Source organism: Oleiphilus messinensis (assembly GCF_002162375.1).
Classification (GTDB): Bacteria; Pseudomonadota; Gammaproteobacteria; order Pseudomonadales; family Oleiphilaceae; genus Oleiphilus; species Oleiphilus messinensis.
This window is the reverse complement of sequence record NZ_CP021425.1, coordinates 3,055,712-3,075,259: the sequence shown is the minus strand read 5'-3', so window position 1 is coordinate 3,075,259 and position 19,548 is coordinate 3,055,712. Positions and strand designations below refer to the sequence as shown.

The 19,548-nt window shown below is 44.8% G+C and carries 17 protein-coding genes; 11 read left to right on the top strand and 6 right to left on the bottom strand.

Features of this window, described 5'->3' with window-relative positions:
• Positions 1 to 7: 7 nt before the first annotated feature.
• A complete protein-coding gene (locus OLMES_RS13365) occupies positions 8 to 1,597 on the bottom strand; it encodes an aldehyde dehydrogenase family protein (protein WP_087461724.1) in 1,590 nt (529 codons plus the stop codon).
• A gap of 208 nt (positions 1,598 to 1,805) precedes the next feature.
• Here OLMES_RS13365 and OLMES_RS13360 point away from each other — a divergent pair, with 208 nt between their 5' ends.
• From OLMES_RS13360 to OLMES_RS13335, 5 genes are all read left to right on the top strand, one after another.
• Positions 1,806 to 2,819, top strand: a complete 1,014-nt coding sequence (locus tag OLMES_RS13360; protein ID WP_087461723.1) for an AraC family transcriptional regulator — start codon at positions 1,806 to 1,808, stop codon at positions 2,817 to 2,819.
• Positions 2,820 to 2,906: 87 nt separating this feature from the next.
• Complete coding sequence (locus tag OLMES_RS13355) at positions 2,907 to 3,161, top strand: type II toxin-antitoxin system Phd/YefM family antitoxin (RefSeq protein ID WP_087461722.1); 255 nt, start codon at positions 2,907 to 2,909, stop codon at positions 3,159 to 3,161.
• A complete protein-coding gene (locus tag OLMES_RS13350; RefSeq protein WP_087461721.1) occupies positions 3,158 to 3,412 on the top strand; it encodes a Txe/YoeB family addiction module toxin in 255 nt (84 codons plus the stop codon). Before OLMES_RS13355 ends, OLMES_RS13350 begins: the two co-directional genes overlap by 4 nt.
• 369 nt (positions 3,413 to 3,781) lie before the next feature.
• Entirely contained in the window at positions 3,782 to 4,459 is a 678-nt protein-coding gene (locus tag OLMES_RS13340) for an ankyrin repeat domain-containing protein (protein ID WP_087461720.1), read from the top strand.
• Positions 4,460 to 4,788: 329 nt separating this feature from the next.
• Positions 4,789 to 5,502 (top strand): hypothetical protein, encoded by a 714-nt coding sequence (locus OLMES_RS13335; RefSeq protein WP_087461719.1) that lies wholly within the window; start codon positions 4,789 to 4,791, stop codon positions 5,500 to 5,502.
• Between the two features lie 356 nt (positions 5,503 to 5,858).
• Here OLMES_RS13335 and OLMES_RS13330 read toward each other — a convergent pair whose 3' ends face one another.
• The 4 genes from OLMES_RS13330 to OLMES_RS28295 form a co-directional block, all read right to left on the bottom strand.
• Positions 5,859 to 6,719, bottom strand: a complete 861-nt coding sequence (locus OLMES_RS13330; protein ID WP_157678299.1) for an SDR family oxidoreductase — start codon at positions 6,717 to 6,719, stop codon at positions 5,859 to 5,861.
• A gap of 108 nt (positions 6,720 to 6,827) precedes the next feature.
• The gene (locus OLMES_RS13325; RefSeq protein WP_087461717.1) at positions 6,828 to 8,453 is read right to left on the bottom strand and encodes a PAS domain-containing sensor histidine kinase; all 1,626 of its coding nucleotides are present in this window, start codon (positions 8,451 to 8,453) and stop codon (positions 6,828 to 6,830) included.
• A gap of 38 nt (positions 8,454 to 8,491) precedes the next feature.
• On the bottom strand, positions 8,492 to 9,145 hold the full coding sequence (locus OLMES_RS13320; RefSeq protein WP_087461716.1) for a response regulator transcription factor: 654 nt from the start codon (positions 9,143 to 9,145) through the stop codon (positions 8,492 to 8,494).
• A gap of 188 nt (positions 9,146 to 9,333) precedes the next feature.
• Positions 9,334 to 9,519 (bottom strand): hypothetical protein, encoded by a 186-nt coding sequence (locus tag OLMES_RS28295; RefSeq protein ID WP_198343431.1) that lies wholly within the window; start codon positions 9,517 to 9,519, stop codon positions 9,334 to 9,336.
• Here OLMES_RS28295 and OLMES_RS13315 point away from each other — a divergent pair.
• The 6 genes from OLMES_RS13315 to OLMES_RS13290 all read left to right on the top strand — a co-directional run bounded on the left by OLMES_RS13315 (position 9,478) and on the right by OLMES_RS13290 (position 18,304).
• Positions 9,478 to 10,254: a cyclic nucleotide-binding domain-containing protein gene (locus OLMES_RS13315; RefSeq protein ID WP_087461715.1), complete on the top strand. Its 777-nt coding sequence runs from the start codon at positions 9,478 to 9,480 to the stop codon at positions 10,252 to 10,254. The genes OLMES_RS28295 and OLMES_RS13315 overlap by 42 nt on opposite strands.
• Positions 10,255 to 10,515: 261 nt before the next feature.
• Positions 10,516 to 13,302, top strand: coding sequence for a metallophosphoesterase (locus OLMES_RS13310; RefSeq protein WP_087461714.1), 2,787 nt, complete (start codon positions 10,516 to 10,518; stop codon positions 13,300 to 13,302).
• Between the two features lie 79 nt (positions 13,303 to 13,381).
• Positions 13,382 to 13,966: a hypothetical protein gene (locus tag OLMES_RS13305; protein ID WP_087461713.1), complete on the top strand. Its 585-nt coding sequence runs from the start codon at positions 13,382 to 13,384 to the stop codon at positions 13,964 to 13,966.
• An 83-nt stretch (positions 13,967 to 14,049) separates the two neighbouring features.
• Entirely contained in the window at positions 14,050 to 15,252 is a 1,203-nt protein-coding gene (locus tag OLMES_RS13300) for a HupE/UreJ family protein (protein WP_087461712.1), read from the top strand.
• Between the two features lie 146 nt (positions 15,253 to 15,398).
• On the top strand, positions 15,399 to 17,897 hold the full coding sequence (locus OLMES_RS13295; RefSeq protein ID WP_087461711.1) for a hybrid sensor histidine kinase/response regulator: 2,499 nt from the start codon (positions 15,399 to 15,401) through the stop codon (positions 17,895 to 17,897).
• Positions 17,898 to 17,989: 92 nt separating this feature from the next.
• Positions 17,990 to 18,304: a DUF962 domain-containing protein gene (locus OLMES_RS13290; RefSeq protein WP_087461710.1), complete on the top strand. Its 315-nt coding sequence runs from the start codon at positions 17,990 to 17,992 to the stop codon at positions 18,302 to 18,304.
• 105 nt (positions 18,305 to 18,409) lie between these two features.
• Here OLMES_RS13290 and OLMES_RS13285 read toward each other — a convergent pair whose 3' ends face one another.
• Entirely contained in the window at positions 18,410 to 19,516 is a 1,107-nt protein-coding gene (locus OLMES_RS13285; protein ID WP_087461709.1) for a PQQ-dependent sugar dehydrogenase, read from the bottom strand.
• Positions 19,517 to 19,548: the final 32 nt, after the last annotated feature.

The window sequence follows — 19,548 nt, the reverse complement described above, 5'->3', positions numbered from 1 at the left end:
TTTGCAGTTACTTCCGAAAATACATTTTACGAATCAATACTGGCAGTACCTTGATAGCCGCCTGAATAAAATCACCCAGCGAGCGCGGCGCCACTAGATGTAGGGCATGGCGAATGGCTGTGTAGCTTTCTTCATCCTGTGGGTACCACCATAAATTGCGTTTGGCGCGTAGCCAATCCCAATTAACCACTTTTGGACTCGTCATTTCACGTAGTCCTTCCGGGCCATGGGTGCGCCCGATGCCTGACTCTCCCGGCCCGCCCCAGGGCAAGTCTGACATACCATGCGTATACAAATGATCATTAATGGCTACGACGCCGGCGTTGACCCGGTTGGCAAGGCGTTTGCCTCGTTCAGTGTCTTTCGTCCAGATCGATGCGGTTAACGCCATTGAAGATGAATTGGCAAGCGTCACGGCCTCATCATCACTCATAAAAGGCATTACCGGTAAAATCGGGCCAAAAGTTTCTTCTTGCATCAAGGTCATCTCGTGGTTCACTCCGACAACCAAGGTAGCAGGATGAAATTCACCATCATGATCGCCAACACGTTTGGATTGAGCCACAATATTTGCACCATTCGCAACAGCTTCGGCCAACTGCTTTTCAACTGCCTGGCGTTGTTTCGCGGTGGTCATTGATCCGATATCCACACTAAATGAAAATGTTTCTGCGCCATGTCGTAATTCTCGGGTTAACGTCGCCAGCTTTTCAATAAATTCTGGATAGATAGACTCATGAACATAGATCCGTTCAACACCACCACAGGATTGCCCTGCATTTTGATAGCCCGCCCACGCGGCTCCGGCTGCGGCTCTATCAAGATCGGCATCTTGCAGGACTATCATGGCATCTTTACCACCCAGTTCGAGGCTGACTGGTGTAAGCGTAGCGGCAGCTTGCGCCATCAACTGTTTACCGGCAGGTACTGAACCAGTAAAAAATAGCTTATCGATCCCATTGTCAAACATCGCGGATGAGATTGTAGCGCCGGAACCAACAATATGCTGAAACAATCCTTCTGGTAACTCGCCAGCGGCAACAATCTCCTCGATGGCTTGACCAACCAGGGGGGTGACTGCCGCAACTTTCAGTATGACAGCATTGCCTGCCATCAGGCCCATGATGATCTCGCCAAACGGAATGGACAGAGGGTAATTCCAAGGGCTGATAATACCAACGACGCCTAAGGGTTCATGGCGTATTTCCGATCGTTTACCGACCCACATAATACTGGACGATTCCCGCCGTTCAGGTTTCAGAACACGGGCGGCATGTTTGCCGTACCAATCGCATGCAAGCATAGAGGGTAGAACTTCAGTGGTTAAGGCGTCCATCTGAGTTTTACCACCACTGAGACTGATTATCCTCGCCAGCTCTTCTGCATGGTCGCGAATGTAGTTGCGCATTTTTTGGATATGCAGTCGACGTTCAGCAAAGGATTTATCCGCCCAAACTGACTGTGCCACTCGGGCTTGTGCAAAGATATTCGGAAATTGATCCACCGGAGTGTTGGGCACGGCCCCGATCCGTTCACCTGTAGCGGGATTAACGGCTTCAGTTTCTATTGTTTCAAACGTGTTAATAAAGGTACTCATAATCAAAATCCAATATGCATTAAACGGCTCGAGACCCTACGCCTGAGGTCGTTGTGATCGGAAGCATTCATGTTGTTCATGAAATTACGCCTTTAATTTCAGGTTTATTGAGAATGGAGGGAATTGTGCACATAGTAGGTCGAATTTAACCGTGCTACACTGCGTGTAGGGGACAGAAAATCAATAAAACAGGTCAGATGTTTATTGCATGTTTAGCTGGAATTTTGCCCGGAGTATTACGGGAATGCGCTTGCTGGCAGACTTTGCAAGCGAGTATGACATATCTATTTCTAGCGTGTTAGCAGGAACGCGAGTTACGCAATCACAACTATTTGATCCCAATGCGATTGTGTCGGCAAGCCAGGAGCTGCGGATGACACAAAACCTTGTGCAAGAGTTGGAAGATATACCCGCTTTAGGCATTCAGGTGGGCAAGCGCTACCACTTTACCGCCTATGGACCTTTAGGCTTTGCTATTGTCAGCAGTCGCACAGGCCGGGATGCGATGAATGTGGCGATGCGCTATTTTCACTTGACGTTCGCCTATACGCGCTTTGAAGTCGACGATACGGAGCAGCATATTCGTACCACGCTGTATGATGATGAAGTACCGCTGGTTGTACGCCGCTTTATTGTAGAACGTGATAGTGCAGCGTTAATAACGGCCTTGCGGGATATTTTTGGTCTTGAGTCAATGTTGGAGGCATTAAGTTTCAACTTCGAACGTCCGGCTTATGCATCTTATTATGAAGACTTTTTTGGCCTGACTCCGACATTTGGTGCTAACCATAACCAGGCTCTGCTTGATAAAAATCGAATGGAGCGCAAACTTCCTCAAGCGAATGATCTGGCTTTGGAGATTGCAGAACAGCAATGCGCAGCCATATTGAATCAACGGGTTGCGCGTAGCGGTTTGGCGGCTCAGGTACGCAATCACTTAGCTGTACGAGCCAGTGATATGCCCACCATGAATGAAGTAGCCTCACACTTTTGCATGACAGCCAGAACATTGCGACGGCATCTTGATGTCGAAAACGTATCCTTTGCACAACTGCGGAACGAAGTTCGACGCATGCTCGCAGATGAATATCTGCTGAGCCTCGGTTTACCTGTGGAGCAGGTTGCCAACAAACTCGGCTATTCGGAATCGACCAGTTTCATCAATGCATTCAAGAATTGGCACGGCATTACACCTCATGCTTATCGACTAAGTAAGAAATAGTGATACATGTGGTTTGGTAGCAGAATCATAGATTGCGTACTTATATTGGTACAAGTACAATAATAAGTACAATGAACAGGAGGATTTATGGATACATTAAGTTATTCCGCTTTTCGTTCTCATTTAGCCAGCACGCTCGACAAGGTAAATGATGATCACAAACCCATCTTAATTACGCGGCAAAATGGTAAGCCCGCAGTGGTGATGAGCTTGGAAGATTTTCAAGCCTATGAGGAAACCGCCTATTTAATGGCAAGCCCTAAAAATGCTGAAAGGCTCAATAAGGCAATTGCAGAGATTGAAGCGGGCAGAGTGGTTAATAAGGAATTAATTGAGGAATGATCTTATCTTGGGCTGAAACGGCATGGGAAGACTATCTTTACTGGCAAAAAATAGATAAGAGAATGCTTCAGCGCATCAACAATCTCATCAAAGATACTAAACGTCAGCCATTTGAAGGCATTGGGGACCCAGAACCACTTAAACATAATTGGACGGGTTACTGGTCAAGGCGGATAAACAAAGAGCATCGACTTGTTTATAAAGTTGTGGACGGCACATTATTTATAGCGCAGTGTCGTTATCATTATTAACAGTTTACAATTTTCGGGGTCTCCACAGCCTCTATTAATCATAAGGACTTTTGGTCCAGGCCATATCAGATGACGCCAAAAGGTTTTATGAACGCTATGGATTTCAACCATCGCGTTTTGAGCCGATGACTTTGGTGTTATCGATCAAGAATATTGAAAAACACCTGAAGGGATGAGCCTTTCACACATCCACATCCACATCCACATCCACACATCACTGAAAACACGATCAAATTATAAACACTAATATTTAAGAATCGGTATTCTGCACATGCAATATCGCAGCCTCATCCAATCTGACGGTTAAAAGTGGAGAATTTCGACTCTCCGTGAGGAGGTCGTCAAATCAAAGCCTGTAACGGTGATGTTATGAAACGGAAAGATATATGGTGTTTTATTCTTGCTGCAATTAGTTCGATATTGGTTGCGAATGCTGATGAATTTACAGCTCTACACAAAGCGATCATTGACCGGACTGTCGCTATTGAAGACGCAAGGGAAATTGTACGCTCAAGATTAGAGTCAGGGGACAGTCCTAACGTCATTGTTAAACACTCTTCTGGAGTTTTTATTACACCGCTCTCTTCTGCAGTGTCACGAGGTGATACCTCATTGGTTAGGCTTCTATTGGAATCTGGAGCAGACCCCAATATAGACTTAGGTACTGCTTGTACAGTGCTTACAAGGGCTATGGGAGACCAAAATATAGAAATAATTGAACTACTTGTTAAATTTCAAGCAGACACACGGGTACCTACTTGTGGTCGGAGTGAATATAGCACAATCCACAGCATTGCCCGTTTAGATTCATCAAACTATAAGACTAAAATAAAGTTGATGCAACATCACAAACAACTTGGTGGAACTCTTCCTAATGAGCTTTTGTTACACGCCATACTAAAAAAAGATGTCAATCTTGCCAAAGCCTTTGTTGATTTGGAGCCCGAATTTAATAGAGATAATAAATTGCTGAAAGCAGCAAAGAATGTCTCTCATGAAATTTACAACCTATTGCAACAAGTGTGGGAGGGGCGCTCTGCTAATTAGTTTATTGACCACTGCGGTTGCGGCTCCTTTAACCGAAGAGGAGCAAGGGCTTAATGGGGGGAAAGCTACGGCCGTGTGTTGATCCACTCCGCCGAGGAAATTGTGACGCACGCAACGGAAGACGATGTGGTAGTAGGGCGTATCGGTTACCGTTACCAGGCGGTTTCCAGGTTAAGTCATGGCAAAATCCATCTTGTTATTGGGCGATAAGCGTGTTTTAAGATATGCTGAACGAACTATGCTATCAATTCGGACTAGTTGAAATTGTGATGGGAATGCCTGTCTTCAGTAGGCGCACCATATATATCGTTATGAATGAGGATGTTCGAATGACGCATGGAACCGGCAAGTTAAATTTTCACTCCATTAATTCTCACAGATGCTTCCAATCAATCCTTGCGCTCATCTTGCTTATTGTATCCGGGTGTACTGAGCACCAAAGCGAAACAAAACCTGAATACTTAGAAAAAACTATTTATGGCTATAACGATCGACATTATGAGATTGGCATCAAAATTCCACAGCGTTATTTGCAGTCTTCTCGGCGTTTTGCTCAGTATACGAAAACTGTCTACTTCTATTTTGACTTTGATACTTTAGAGGCTACTACAGGACGCACTTCTGATTCACAAGATAAGGCAATTGAAGTGGGGATCACCCACAACATATGGAAAAGTAATGATGATTACTCTACAGATAAAATCAAAATTCATTTAACAAAAGTTCGTGAGTTTGGTAATCAGCTCCAACTTTATAAACGCTTTACCTGCGGGTTGAAAGAATACGATGCTCAAAAATTTGAAATGTTAGGCTGTAGAAGTGTTTCTAGCGCTGACAGATTCTTTCCAGTTAATGCGAAGCAAACAAAAGTAATTTGGATTACTTGCATAAAAAGCTGTATCGCTACAGCTTTTTATAAAAAAGTTGGAATCAAAATTACGTTTAATCGGGAATTGCTAAATGAATGGGAACATATTGTAAATAAAACATTTTCTCTCCTAGATACATTCGTCTCCGTCAAGAAAGGAAAAGTTGAAAAGTAACGATGTTCACAACCGTGACGAAGATAGAACCATTGGGCATTGATGATCAGATTGAACGAGAGAGAACTGAGTCAGCTGCGTTCGATGCAATGAATACGATGCTGGGTGACGATTTTTTTGAAGCTCTTTTATCAGAAGAGTTCTAGTAATGTTGCCGGAGAAGCCCAGTCCGAATTTGAGGGTGAACAGATACCAGGCACGGAAATGCCGTAACCGAGCGTGTCGAGTAATGCGGCAATTTGCCTGGAACTGAAGCTATTACTTCAAAAGGAGACCTATCTATATGTCCAATATTGTTTAGTATTGGTAAATATAGAAATGGCTTGTTTCTGCGCTATTTCTGCTTAGTCTCCAATTTACAGCATGGTAAGTTTTACACTCGCACTCCATAGTTGCCGAGCCATTTCATCATCCTTCGCCCACGGTTTTGGTTCATGCTTTCTACAATTCGCGAAGTACTGTCCCGTTACGCCATTCAAATCTGGAGATAGACATGCATAAATCGAAGTGCGTACGCCTTTCTCTGGAGATTGGAGAAATATTTTCATTAGTTTATTTAAGATAAGCCCGACCCAACCATTTTGGGCTCCCAGGTTTGTTGCGACTGTTCCAGGATGAATTGCATTGACTGTCAGCTCAGAGTTTCCAAGACGGCTTGCCAATTCGCGCGTAAAAAGAATATTCGCGAGTTTTGAGTGTGAATACACTTTGAGTGCTTTGAATCCATCTTCGAAACTCAAATCGTGTATTTGTAAGGACTTAGTTAGCATATGTGCATCTGATGCGACATTCACGATTCTAGCTTGTGCGCTTGATTTAAGTCGATCTAACAGTAAATTTGTAAGTAGAAAATGTGCTAAATAATTAACAGCGAACATAAGCTCATGGCCATCCACCGTGATTTCACGTTTGAGATTGAATACGCCGGCATTGTTCAACAGGATATGGAGAGGTTTCTCTAGAACGATGAATTCGTTCGCTATTCGTCTTACATCAGTTAATGATGCCAAGTCCCCGTGCAATATATGAATTTGCTCATTTCCAGTATGTTCGCAGATGTATTTGCATATTGCTTCTGCCTTGATCTGGCTACGGCACACTAAATATAATTCAGCACCCTGGGCAGCCAGCTCCAATGCAGCGACTCGGCCGATACCGCTGGTGGCCCCCGTTATCAATGCTATTTTACCTTCCAGTTGTTTGGCTACAGCAATCACTTTTCTCTCCCTGTGTAGTTGCGGACGCTTCACTTATTCCTTGGAATCAAAATTATGTGCGACGGTTTGACCAAATTCATTATCAAATGGTAATAACCCAATTAGTCCTTAAGTATTATCGATTTCGCACTTAATGCAGGTTCCACCTTGCTCGGGAGATTCGATCTTGAGGTGTGCACCGATGAGTCGTGCACGGTAGAACATATTCGCAATACCACGGCCATGGTGATTTGCCTGAAGCGGAAATTCGCCGTCGGAGAATAAACCGATGCCATTGTCCGATATGCTCAGAGAAAGCCGCTCTTTTTGTTCTTCGATACTTATTACAATGCGAGTCGCCTGGCTATGGCTCCAGGCATTTTGAAATGCTTCCTGGGTAATTCGAAACAATTGTATGGCAACCATTGGATCGAATATGAGTGGTTCTTGGTTCGCTTGGAGTGCGACTTCAATACCGTTGGATGTTTCGTAGTGCGATACCAGTCTTCTCAATGCACCGAGAAGATTTCCACCATGAAGTCCCGCTGGCAATAAATTATTCACAATTTCACGAATTTCGTGGGTCACGTTTTCCAGACTGGCACAGAGTGCGTTCATTTCTTGCGCAATTATAGCGTTGGAGTTTTTGTATTGGAGCTCCAAACTGCGAGCTTTTAAGGTTACGCCAACTACGTGCTGAGCAACGGAGTCGTGTAAATCACGGCCAATCCGTTCTCGTTCTTCTTCCTGACCGCGCTGGATCGTTTTTTCGAGATCAACTCGTGCAGACATGTCCCGAATAGTGGCAGTTAAATCGAATTGATCACTTAACATCGTTAGCACGACGCTAACGGGAAAATGACTTTTATCCTTTTTTCGACCGAACGTTTCTCGCGCTTCTCGTGATGATTGGGCCGGTTGGAATTGCACGAAATTGATAAATTGCTTGTCGAACAATGTCGATTGCTCAGGAAGTAATTTTGCGATGTCCATGCCCACTAGCTCGTTTTCTGAAAATCCAAACATATCTGTAGCCGCCGCATTCACAGATTGGATAAGCCCTCGATTGTTGAATGTAATAATTGCGTCAGTAGAAGCTTGTAGAAATCGGTGTAGCTGTTCCCTGCTCTTTGCGATCTGTCGGGTTCGCACTTCAACCTGGTGAGCGAAATCGAGATTAACTTTTAACAATGCGGATTCAATCGTTTTTAGCTCGGTAATATCTATGAGTACCGCTAGGCACAACGAGGCTTCGTCAATCACTTCGGAGATCTCACAGATTTTACGGCAAAGCATCAAAACAATTTTATCCACAGACTTCAGGTGCAGTAATAACTGCCCGTCTGGCAGTACACCTTTGTGCAGCATTGCATTGTGGTACCAGTTGTAATCACTGCAGGATTCTTCGGATATAAAATTCGACAGAGGTTTCCCGGTAATACGGCGACTGTGCAATTCAAGTAAGTCTTGAGTTTTTTTATTCGCATCGTGGATAACCCACTGTCTATCCATGAGCAGGTACGCAATCGGTGCGGCGTGGTATAAAGCACGATAATGTGCCAATGAATCACTCAACTCCTTTTGACTGAGCCTGAGCGCTTCGTTTTGTTGCAGTACTTTTACGTGGTGTATCTGTAAATCCACTATTTGATGCAGAAAATCCGGATTAGTCTTACCTTCAACCTGCGTAATCAGTTCAGGGCTGATTTTTCCAAATCTGACATCAGGTTTGTCATCAGAACGATCTTCCGTCATGAACTGATCCTTTCGCTTTCTACCGATTTATTAAGTGTCTATAAAAACGAAGACTCGATATCCCAGGCCACGGCCTGACGTACCAGCTCGCTATTATCACTTGCACCAATTTTTTTCTTGATATGTTCTTTATGGGTATCGATCGTTTTTGTACTTAAATGCAATTCTTTTGCGATACGTTGAGTTGAGTATCCCTTACCAATCAACATGAAAACTTCGAGTTCACGATTGGATAGCAACGTTTCCGGGCTGCCGTCAGAAGCGCTGTAACCTTCCAGTTTACGCAGAGCCAGATATTTTGTAACTCGGTCACTTAAATAGATATTATTGTTCAGAACACAGGCGATCGCCTCCAATATCTTGCTTGAAGCCTCTTCCTTGTTGATATATCCATTCGCACCCGCACTAATGCACCGTTCAGCGTAAACTAAATCATCGTGCATTGATGCGACAAGTATCCTGACCCTCTTGTTTGTGTGTCGGATCTTCTTTAATAATTGGAAACCGCTGCCGATTTTTAGCGTTAAATCGAGCGTGATTAAATCCGGTGATGTGACGTTTAACAGTTTCAATGCGCTGTCACTATCACTGGCTTCTCCGCAGACCTGCAATTCCGGATTTTCCGCGAGTAAAGATATCAAGCCCTGACGGAAAATCGGGTGATCATCAATTATGAGTACTTTCTTCGTCACAGAATCCTACCATTCGTCCTGTTTTTATCACTTTTTTATTTGAAAATTATGACCCAAGATTCCAGGTAACAAAATGACCTGGATTAACTGGCCATGCATTAAATCGGGTTAGGCTGGCCTTTCAAAGAGTTACATCACTAGCGCCTGAAAAATGGGGGATTCCCCTACCCTCAAACTACAGATATTCCCTATGTGATCGCACTGGCTTTGTTCTTACAGTTGGAGCCTGAAACCTCGTCCAGCGAATTGATCATCAAACGCAACGACTTGCCAATTCTCCACCCAAGACTCATGGAATACATCGAGCATTTAATCTGGAAAGAAGGCACATCATGAATGCCCCGGTAACGACCAAGGAAAAAAGCAGCGCTCATCCGTCTCCATTACGTTGTATTGAATGCACATTAAGTGACTACTGCCTGCCGCGAATGCTATCAGTCACAAAAACAGAACACCTGGCAGACACAATTGAATCAATTCTTAAAAGTTCATTACCTGTACTCCATCGACACGATAGAATTTTCAAGGAGGATGATCCTTTCACTTCACTTTACATTGTCCGAGTTGGCGCGGTGAAAACATTCGTCAAAAGCGATGATGGCACCGATCAGATCACTAATTTTCACCTTCCTGGCGATATAATCGGTACAGATGGTTTTGTAACCGGCCGCTATGGCGCAACTGCTGCAGCGCTCGAAACCACCACGGTGTGTGAGCTTCCTTATCCTAAAATCGAGTTTCTCACGACTAAAATTCCCGAATTGCAACGATTTTTGTTTCAAAAAATGGCATATGAAATCCAACAGCACAAAAAGATGAGCTATCTTTTGAGCCGTCGCAGTGCGGAACAAAAACTGGCGACATTGTTAATTAACACTTCACGACATCTGGAAAAAAGGCGCTTGCTGAACACCTCATTTACCCTCCCGATGACCCGAACGGATCTCAGTAATTACCTCGGACTTGCCATTGAAACGGTGAGCAGGGTTTTAACACGATTCCACAAAATGAAGATTGTGACTGTTGAAGGGCGACAGATCACTATTTTGAATAAAGCTAGACTCCTGTCCATTGCGAAACTCGACGATCAAAACCACAGAAGAATCTGAATATTAATCTTCCAGCCATGTTGGTATATACCAATATCAATATCCTCCGTTTTCTAACTTGAAAGCATATTCGTTTTCACGAATATAACTTGTCTACTTGTATAGATATATAACACCATAATGAGCACTTATTGCACACTTCAGACCAAAGTATCGTATATATGCACCGTTTTCACCCATACTCTTAACGAAAACGTTATGAATCTGTAATATTCGTTCAGTACGCTTCATCTGGAATATACCAGATAGCGAGCAACGTATATGAAATCTCTTTTGGCACTCTCGATTGCAGCAGCAACCGCTAATATAGCGATGGCTGCTCCAAACTTTATCGTAAAACCCTATTTGCAAAATCCGGATACCGATGCGATGTCGGTCTATGTAGAAACATTGGATACCAACGTTACACTTCACTACCGTGAACGCGGTAACACGACATTTAGTACTTTAAGTATGGAAGCGATTAAACCGCTTTCCGGTATCAAACGTGCGCGAATTGAAGGCCTATCCAGCGACACGCGCTATGAGTACTACGTTTCGACCTCCTTTGGGCAATCTGATACCTGGGGTTTTAAAACCTGGCCGGAAACCGCAAATGGGCGAGACTCGTTTAAAATTGTTGCTTTTTCAGATTCGCAAGGCCAACACGCTGAGCGTTTAGCAGACATCGTGACAAGCGGCATTATCGTAAATGATTGTGGTAATGACGTTGAAAACTGCGATGACGAAATTGCTGCCGTTATTGTTCCAGGTGACCTGGTTCAAAACGGCGGAAACGTTAGTGAATGGCGTAATGACTTTTTTGGTAAAGCTGCAGACCTGTTCAGCCGAGTTCCGGTTATTCCCGCGATCGGGAATCATGACTATTCCGTGAGTCATTACTTGAACTATTTTGAACTGCCTGAAAATGGCAGTGTAAGTTATAAAGAGCACTGGTATGTTTTTGATTATTTGAACCTGCGCCTCGTGACGTTGAACTCAAACAGCCCACAAAATGCAGGCTTGAACGTCGAGCAACGTGAATGGCTGGATAACCTGTTAGCCGATACGGCTAATCGGGATGAAACTGACTACGTTATGCTACAGCTTCACCATCCGTGCAAATCAGAAATGTGGTTGCCAGGTGAAAGCCAACTGACCTGTGAGTATGTTAAAAAGTTTGAAGATTTATCCGCACAAACCGGAAAGATTACCGGCCATATCTTCGGGCATACCCATGCCTATTCTCGGGGACAATCCCGGGATGTTTCCCATTTGTGGCTAAATGCCGCGGTAAGTTCTGGAAATATCGATTACTGGGATGAGTACCCACAATTTGACTATGATGAATTTCAGAAAAGTTACCCTGAATATGGATATTCATCACTTGTTTTTGGCGTGGATAAACAGCGTCTTGCGGTTAAACGATACTCCGGTGGAGATGGTAAGGGAAATTATTTTGGCTACCAGGGAGAAGGGATACGAGACGATTTTGAAATCGCAGGCGACAACGTCGCACCGGATACACCATTCACTCAATATCCAAAAAACGAGACGGTAAAAGGCGTATTCAAACTTAAGGCATCCAGCTTTGTTGATGGCGATAACGATGCACACCTCGAGGCACACTGGCAAATTTCAAGCACTCCGGACTTTAGTGAGCCGGAGCTGGATTTCTGGGGCAACAAAACCCGTAACGAAAATATCTGGAAATATGTTGATACCCAAATGGGTGTGCCATTGGATAGCTATGAAGTAACGACATTGCTGCCTTCCGGTAATTACTTTTGGCGCGTTCGCTACCGTGACGAACACTGGGCCTGGTCTGCCTGGTCTGATTCAGCGGGTTTCAATGTTCAAGGACTCACCTATTCAGATAATCTTGTGCAAAATGGTGGTGCGGAACAAGGCCTTGAACACTGGACAGTCGATACTGGCGTGGTTGAAGCCAACCTGTCCAACGAGTGTAACGGTGTGCCTGCACAATCCGGCGAACGCTATTTCGTTCTGGGTGGACTTTGTGAGCACAGCGATGTTGGTCAAGCTAGTCAATCAATTTCTTTAAGCGAATTCCAATCAGAAATTGCGGACGGTGATGCGGTAATTGAAGTCAGTGCATTCCTTCGTGACTGGAGTGGTAACGACATCCCGGAAGCCTGGGTTGAAGTATACGACACGGGTAATCAATTAATCGGGACTTCAGACGTCATCACCAATGCTTCCTCCAGTTGGTTGCAGAAAAAAGCGACGCTCGCGTTGCCCACAAATGCAGCCTTCGCAACCGTGCGCTTGAAAGGCACACGAAATAACGGCACAGACAATGACTCTTATATCGATAATGTGAGTGTTCGTATTGCCTATCAGGAAGGAACACCAGCAGGAGGCCACACAACTGAAAACCTGATCCAGAATCCCGGAGCGGAATCAGAGTTACAACACTGGACTGTGGAAACAGGTATCGTTGAAGCTCTCGAGTCAGGTGCCTGCAGTGGTGTCAGCCCCCATGAAGGCAGTCGTTACTTCATTTTGGGTGGCTTGTGTTCAAGTAGTGCGATAGGTCAAGCGAGTCAGACAATCGACTTGGATTCTGTTTCCGGCTACAACGCAGGTACACCCGCCACGGTTAATTTTTCAGCGTACATGCGTGACTGGAACGGCAATGATGTACCAGAAGCCTGGTTGCAGTTCCTGAATAGCAATGGTGAGGTAATTTCACAAAGCTCCACATTGTCACATCGAGCTAACAATTGGTCGAAAGAGTCTCTCGAGCAACCTTTGCCCAGCGGTACTACGTCCATCAAAGTGGTCATGAAAGGGACGCGCAATGCGGGCTCAGACAATGACAGCTACATCGATACACTTGAACTGACGCTAACCACCGGGGAAGCCGTTGTCGGGGATCTTGATGGCAACGGGCAACTCGATGCGAGCGATAGAAATCAGCTCCGCGCAGCCTTGGGCCAATGTGAAGGCGATTCAGCGTTCTTAGCCAGTGCGGACCTGGATGCAGACCAATGTATCAGCATGCAGGACTATCGTGCCTGGTTAAGGCTTTATAAGAACCAATAATTCCCAGTTAACACATAAACAGTTCGTCTCCGGCGCTCGCCGGAGGCGTATTCACGATGCAGTAAAAAGGTGATATCTCATGAACACGGTTAACAAAACCTTAAGCAAAATGCTCTTAATTTTGGCTTTTTGTGGCGCAAATCTCGCTCAAGCAGGACATATCTCACTCAATCCCTTTTCCACGGATGTAGCCATTGGCGACACAATCTCAATTGATATTGTATTGGAAGACCCCTTTACCGGCGCATACGCTGGTGATTCGTTCTTGGGCTTCGGATTTGATTTCGATTATGATCAGACAGGTCTCCAATTTACCCATAAAACCATGGGCAGCGCTTGGGACGATTACTCGGACGCATTCAACGATACGATGGTAGTCGGTTCGGATTCTAACTTTGGCATAGATGATAATGGCCAGTCAGAGTTTCTCTTAACCACGCTCTACTTCGAAGTAATCGGCGCCGGTGATTTGTTCCTTAACGTATTCTCTGATTCTGCCAATTCTGCAAACCAAGGTTTGTTCTACATTTTCAATGATGTACTGGATATCAATGCATCAACATCAATTAATGTCAGTCAAGTTCCAGAACCACCCGTGGTTGCACTCTTTGCTTTGGCTCTGGGCATTATGGGCGCTCGGGGCTTTAGAAAAAGCGCTGTTTAATCCGAATTGCTCTACTTACCTCCCACCATGTACGCCAATGTCACATGGTGGGTATCTAAATTGCTAAATCAAAGATCCAAACCATGAGACTCATCCTGCTATTCCTACTTTTCTTCACTAAAACCGCGTTAGCCCACGTCAGTGGATTTACAGATACATCAATCCAAATTGCAGAACCGGGTGTTAAAATTATTTACACCGTGCCCAGTGATAACCTGCTTGAACTCGAAGTAAACTCCACTCAAACTTCAGAGGCTTTAGTCACACCAGAGCCGCCTGAATATTATATTGATGCAATCAAATCAGGATGGCGAGTTCTGGATCAAGGAGCACTTTGTACAGTTTCCGAACACAGCTCTCGGGTGCTGGATAAAATTCAGGCTTACCAATATCATTTAACCTATGATTGCCCAAACGACATGAAACAGCTTGAAATTGGCTACAAATTGTTTCACCCATACTGGCCGGACCACCGTAATTACACCCAGGTGTTTATGGCTGGAGAGCAAATGCAAATCAGGCTCGATGCAGAACAGCCGGTGTTAATGCTCTTCGTTGAGAAGATTCTTAAAGATTGGAATAAATCACTCGGCGCAGAATTTACCTTGGCCGACCCAAATCAAAAAATCTCCCTGGACAGCAATTTCAATGAGAATCAAGCAGCTCAGCCCCTAGCAACAACCCCACTTCAACCACAAAGCTCTAACGCTGATTTTGGTTCTGAATTACAGTCATCCGGAACGGATTTTATCTGGTTGGGCATGGAGCATATCTGGACAGGAATTGATCACGTCGTATTTGTCTTTGCGCTGCTGCTGGTTCCCGTCGTCTGGCGTCATTTGCTGCTGTGGATCAGTATGTTTACCATAGCCCACTCCATTACACTGGCGCTATCCTATTATAAAGTACTCATACTGCCACCATCGATTACCGAACCTTTGATCGCGCTGACCGTGCTGGCCATCGGCATTGAGAACATCCTGGCACTCAAATATGGCAAGCCCATCATTCGCCTTAGACATATCCTTATCCCGGTATTCGGCTTGATTCATGGCGTAGGTTTCAGTTATTTGCTGATTGAATTGGGTAACGGTTTCCCGGCCATGGAGCGGTTGTTTTACTTCAACCTGGGCGTGGAGCTTGGGCAACTCAGTCTGGTCGCGCTGATGATCATCCCGATTCGAATGGTATTCAAGTGGCAACGCGGCCAAATTGTGGCGGGTTTCTTTTCTGCTAATATCGCGGTATTGGGTGGCTTCTGGTTATGGCAAAGGACGTTCATGTAACGACCTGAAACACTCAACTTTCGAAGATGTAAATTGTCTTCTATTCTTAAAGGGAACCCATGGTTCCCTTTTTTGTGCACTCCTCCAGGACATGGTTCTCTTCTCTTATGATTTAAAGACGCATTGACTCCATATAGAGGAACACTATGCGACAGTATGTAGTGCTCTTGAGTTTAGCCGCCAGTTTTCTCTTGCTAGTCCCTCCCAATGTGGCATTCGCCTCGGGTTTTATCGAAAACAAAGTAGATTGGGTGCAGTTACGCCACGAAAAAGCCACACTGAAAACCACGTATTTTGAAAATAAGGATACGCCGAAGTCCGTGCAAGATTTTACCCCGGATTTTATCGAACACCATTTCAAACCTACGCCTGAAAATCACAGTTTTGGTTTTTCAAAAAGTCGCTACTGGTTTTACACCGAAATCAACATTCGCAACCTTGCCGGGTCGGAACATTACGAACGCTTCGAAGCCTTCCTCGAAATAGCTTATCCACACCTTGATAACCTTTGGGTGTATGACCTAAGCGCCTATGATGCGGACACGCAAACTCTCATTGATCTAATGAGTCACCTGGGGGATCGCCAATCCCATAACAACAGACCCATAGCGAGCACCACCTATAAAATACCCGTTTCCCTGGAACCCGATAAAACACTAAAGCTTCTTATTTTTGTTCACTCCACAAGCTCAATACAATTACCGATATACCTTTGGCACCCCGACAATCTACTCGAACAAACCCAGGATTTGAGCCTAGTCTATGGCATTTACTTTGGTATTACCGTTGTCATGGCGCTTTACAATTTATTCCTGGGTTTTTCCATTCGCGATATCAGTTACTTTTATTATGTTGGCAGTATCGTTTTGTTTGCTTTATTGCAAGCAACGTTGTGGGGTTACAGCTTTCAATACTTCTGGCCTGATCAGATAACATTTAATGAAAAATCGATTCCATTGCTCACTTTTTCAGTGATAGTCGTAGATGCATTATTTAGTCGAGCATTCTTACAAACGGCTAAAAATCACCGGATATTAGATCGCGTTTTGCTTGCCATTGCTTTCATGAACACCGTGGCATTTCTGGCTGCATGGCAGTTCCTCCCCTATCAGCTCGCCATCAATATTGCCATTTGGTCAGCTCTCCTGTTGTGTACAGTATTGCTCTATACCGGTATTAAGCTTTGGCGGAAGGGCGTTATCCAGGCCCGGTTTTATGTTTTGGCATGGGCAGTATTGCTCATTGGCTCAGTGATCTACGGATTCAGTATTAAAGGCGTCTTACCAATTAACAGCATAACCCTGCATGCCGCACAACTTGGCTCTGCTCTGGAAGTTATTTTCCTTTCCTTCGCCTTGGCGGATCGAATCAACCGGATGCGGCTCGAAAAGCAGGAAGTAGAGCGATCGACCAAGCTCGCCATGGAAGAGAAAAACCGCGACCTAAATCAGATTCTTGAGGCTCTGCGTAAGAGTAATACAGTAAAAGACCAGTTTCTGGCTACCATCAGCCATGAACTTCGCACGCCAATGCACGGCATACAAAGCGCTTTGGAATTGCTGACAGCGGATAGACCGGAGAGCCAGGATCAAACACATTTAACTGCAGCGAGGTCTTGTGCAGGGCATATGACTCAAATGGTAGAGAGTTTGCTGGAATTTTCAGAAGTACAATCGGGTACTCTACAGCTGAGACAAGAACCTTTTAATTTACATCAGGCACTAAACCCAATACTAGAAAAAATTGAAGCGGATTGCCGTCGCAAAAATATCACCTTCCAGCACCTACCTGCTCGATTAAATCAACACCTGATCGGTGATGAAAAACGGCTGGGTGAAGTGTTACTTCAAATTCTCGATAATGCTGTAAAGTTCACCCATACCGGAAGCGTAACCTTTGCCTGGGAAATCAACGTAGCGGATTCCGTGATTGAAACGAAGTTCGTTATTTCCGATACCGGCGTCGGCATTGATCCAAAGATCAAAGCCCATATCTTCAAACCCTTTAACCAGGGCGACAGTAGCTTTTCAAGGCAGTACGGGGGGCTTGGGTTTGGCATGTCACTCAGTAAGGCATTGGTGGAAACCATGGGAGGAACTATCCATTATGATTCCGTTACAAGACAGAACTCAGACATCGACAATGGCACCCAAATTACAATTCAGATTCCCTGGCAAAAAGGGACAGAAATTATAGCAAGTCACGATAATCGAGCGCTTAAGCCTACAGAAGGCGTTGATTCGACCGATTCACAAACAGAAACTGCATTGCCAGTATTGATAGTGGAAGATAACCCGGTCAATCAGCTTTTACTTAAAACCATCGTGATTAAATTGGGCTATCCTGTGGAAACGGCAAACAATGGCGGAGAAGCAATAGAAATGTGCAATAAACTGTCTTTCTGCTGTATTTTGATGGACTGCCAGATGCCGATTATCGATGGTTTTGAAGCCACCCGAACCATCCGGGCGCATTCGGGGAAAAACAACCGGACGCCAATTATTGCCGTCACAGCGAATGCGATGAGTGGTGATCGTGAACGCTGCCTGGCATCGGGAATGTCGGATTACCTTAAGAAACCCGTAAGCAAATCCCAGCTAAAGCGATGCATTGAAGCAAATCTCTGTCCGGAAACCGATACTTAAACAGCAAGTTAGTGTCAGCTACACGACAGAACTTTTAACCGACGAAGGTTATGGTGAAGGGCTATTCTAATAAGTAAACAGGTTACAGAACTATGAGTGAGAAAGCATACCAGTCGTTTCGAGAGTTTTATCCTTTCTACCTATCGGAACACACCAATGCCACTTGCCGCCTGTTACATTTCATTGGTTCCACACTCGTTTTGATGGCACTGGTTTTTATCATATTTACCGGAGCCTGGGCTTATATCTGGGTATTGTTACTACTCGGCTACGGTCCCGCCTGGGTCGGCCACTTCTTTTTCGAAAACAATCGCCCTGCAACCTTTAAATACCCGTTATACAGCTTTATGGGTGATTGGGTCATGTACAAAGATCTTTGGACTCGAAAAGAAAAGTTCAATCCTTGAAGTCTTGATATAAAGACTACTCGTAAGAATAACAATACTGTTAACGATAAAACTACAATGGCGCGCTTAAAGCGCCATTTTTGTTTTTTACACCTCTGACATAATTTAACGTCGGGTTACTTTCATCAATTTGCCACTGTCCGTAAGCAAATAAATTTCACCTTCAGAGCCCACAAGAAGGTCGCGAAAGCGTTCATTCCATTCCGTTAGTAAAGACACTTCATTTACTACTTTAGTTCCAGACAATTGTGTGAGTCGCAATTCGCGATACTTGAGCGTTGTGCTGAGTAAATGTCCGCGAAACTCCGGAAACTGTTGTCCGTAGTATACGATGATAGATGAGGGGGCAATGGAGGGTGTCCAGTCGACCAACGGTTGCTCCAAGCCTGGTAAGGCACTGTGGGGTGTGATCACTTCCCCGGAATAATCGACACCATAAGTGATTTTTGGCCAGCCGTAATTTTTCCCGGATTCGATGATGTTAATCTCATCCCCTCCTTTGGGTCCATGTTCATTTGAAAACACCACTTTCCGTTCCGGGTCAAAATAGATTCCCTGGGGATTACGATGTCCCAAGCTATATATTTCTGGCTTGGCACTTTCCAGAGCAACAAATGGATTATCATCAGGTATGCTGCCATCACCATTCAGCCTTATTATTTTTCCCAGTGTACTGGATAGTTCCTGAGCCTGGTCCTTAAAACTATAACCATCACCGACGGTTAACAATAGAGTTCGATCCGGGAGGAATGTCATCCTGCCGCCAAAATGGGCAGCAGTATTTTTACGGGTTGCGGTAAACAGAACCTCGGGTGTTGAGAATTGCAAGCCTGAAAGGCGGGTGCGAACCAGACGGGTCGCATTTTTCCGCCGATCACCGTAAGCATAGGAAAGGTAAATCCAGCCATTTTTCTCGTATTCAGGGTGTAATACGACGTCTAGCAACCCCCCTTGACCTGCGACATAAGCCTCGGGCGTTCTCGAAATCGGATGGGAAAGTCTGCCGCGGGACCACAAACGAGCAGAACCGGTTTTTTCTGTGATGAGCAGTGCACCGTCAGGAAGTTGAACCATCCCCCAGGGACTGCTGAGTTCAGTGGTCAAAACTTCCACTTGCAGCAGTGCATACAGATCAACGGTTTCATCATTTTCACTGCAAGCAAATTGTGAAAATAATGAAACCAGGACAAGTAATTTGGCTAAACTAGTCATTCTCCCCCCTCCTCTCTAACCATTCTAGAGCA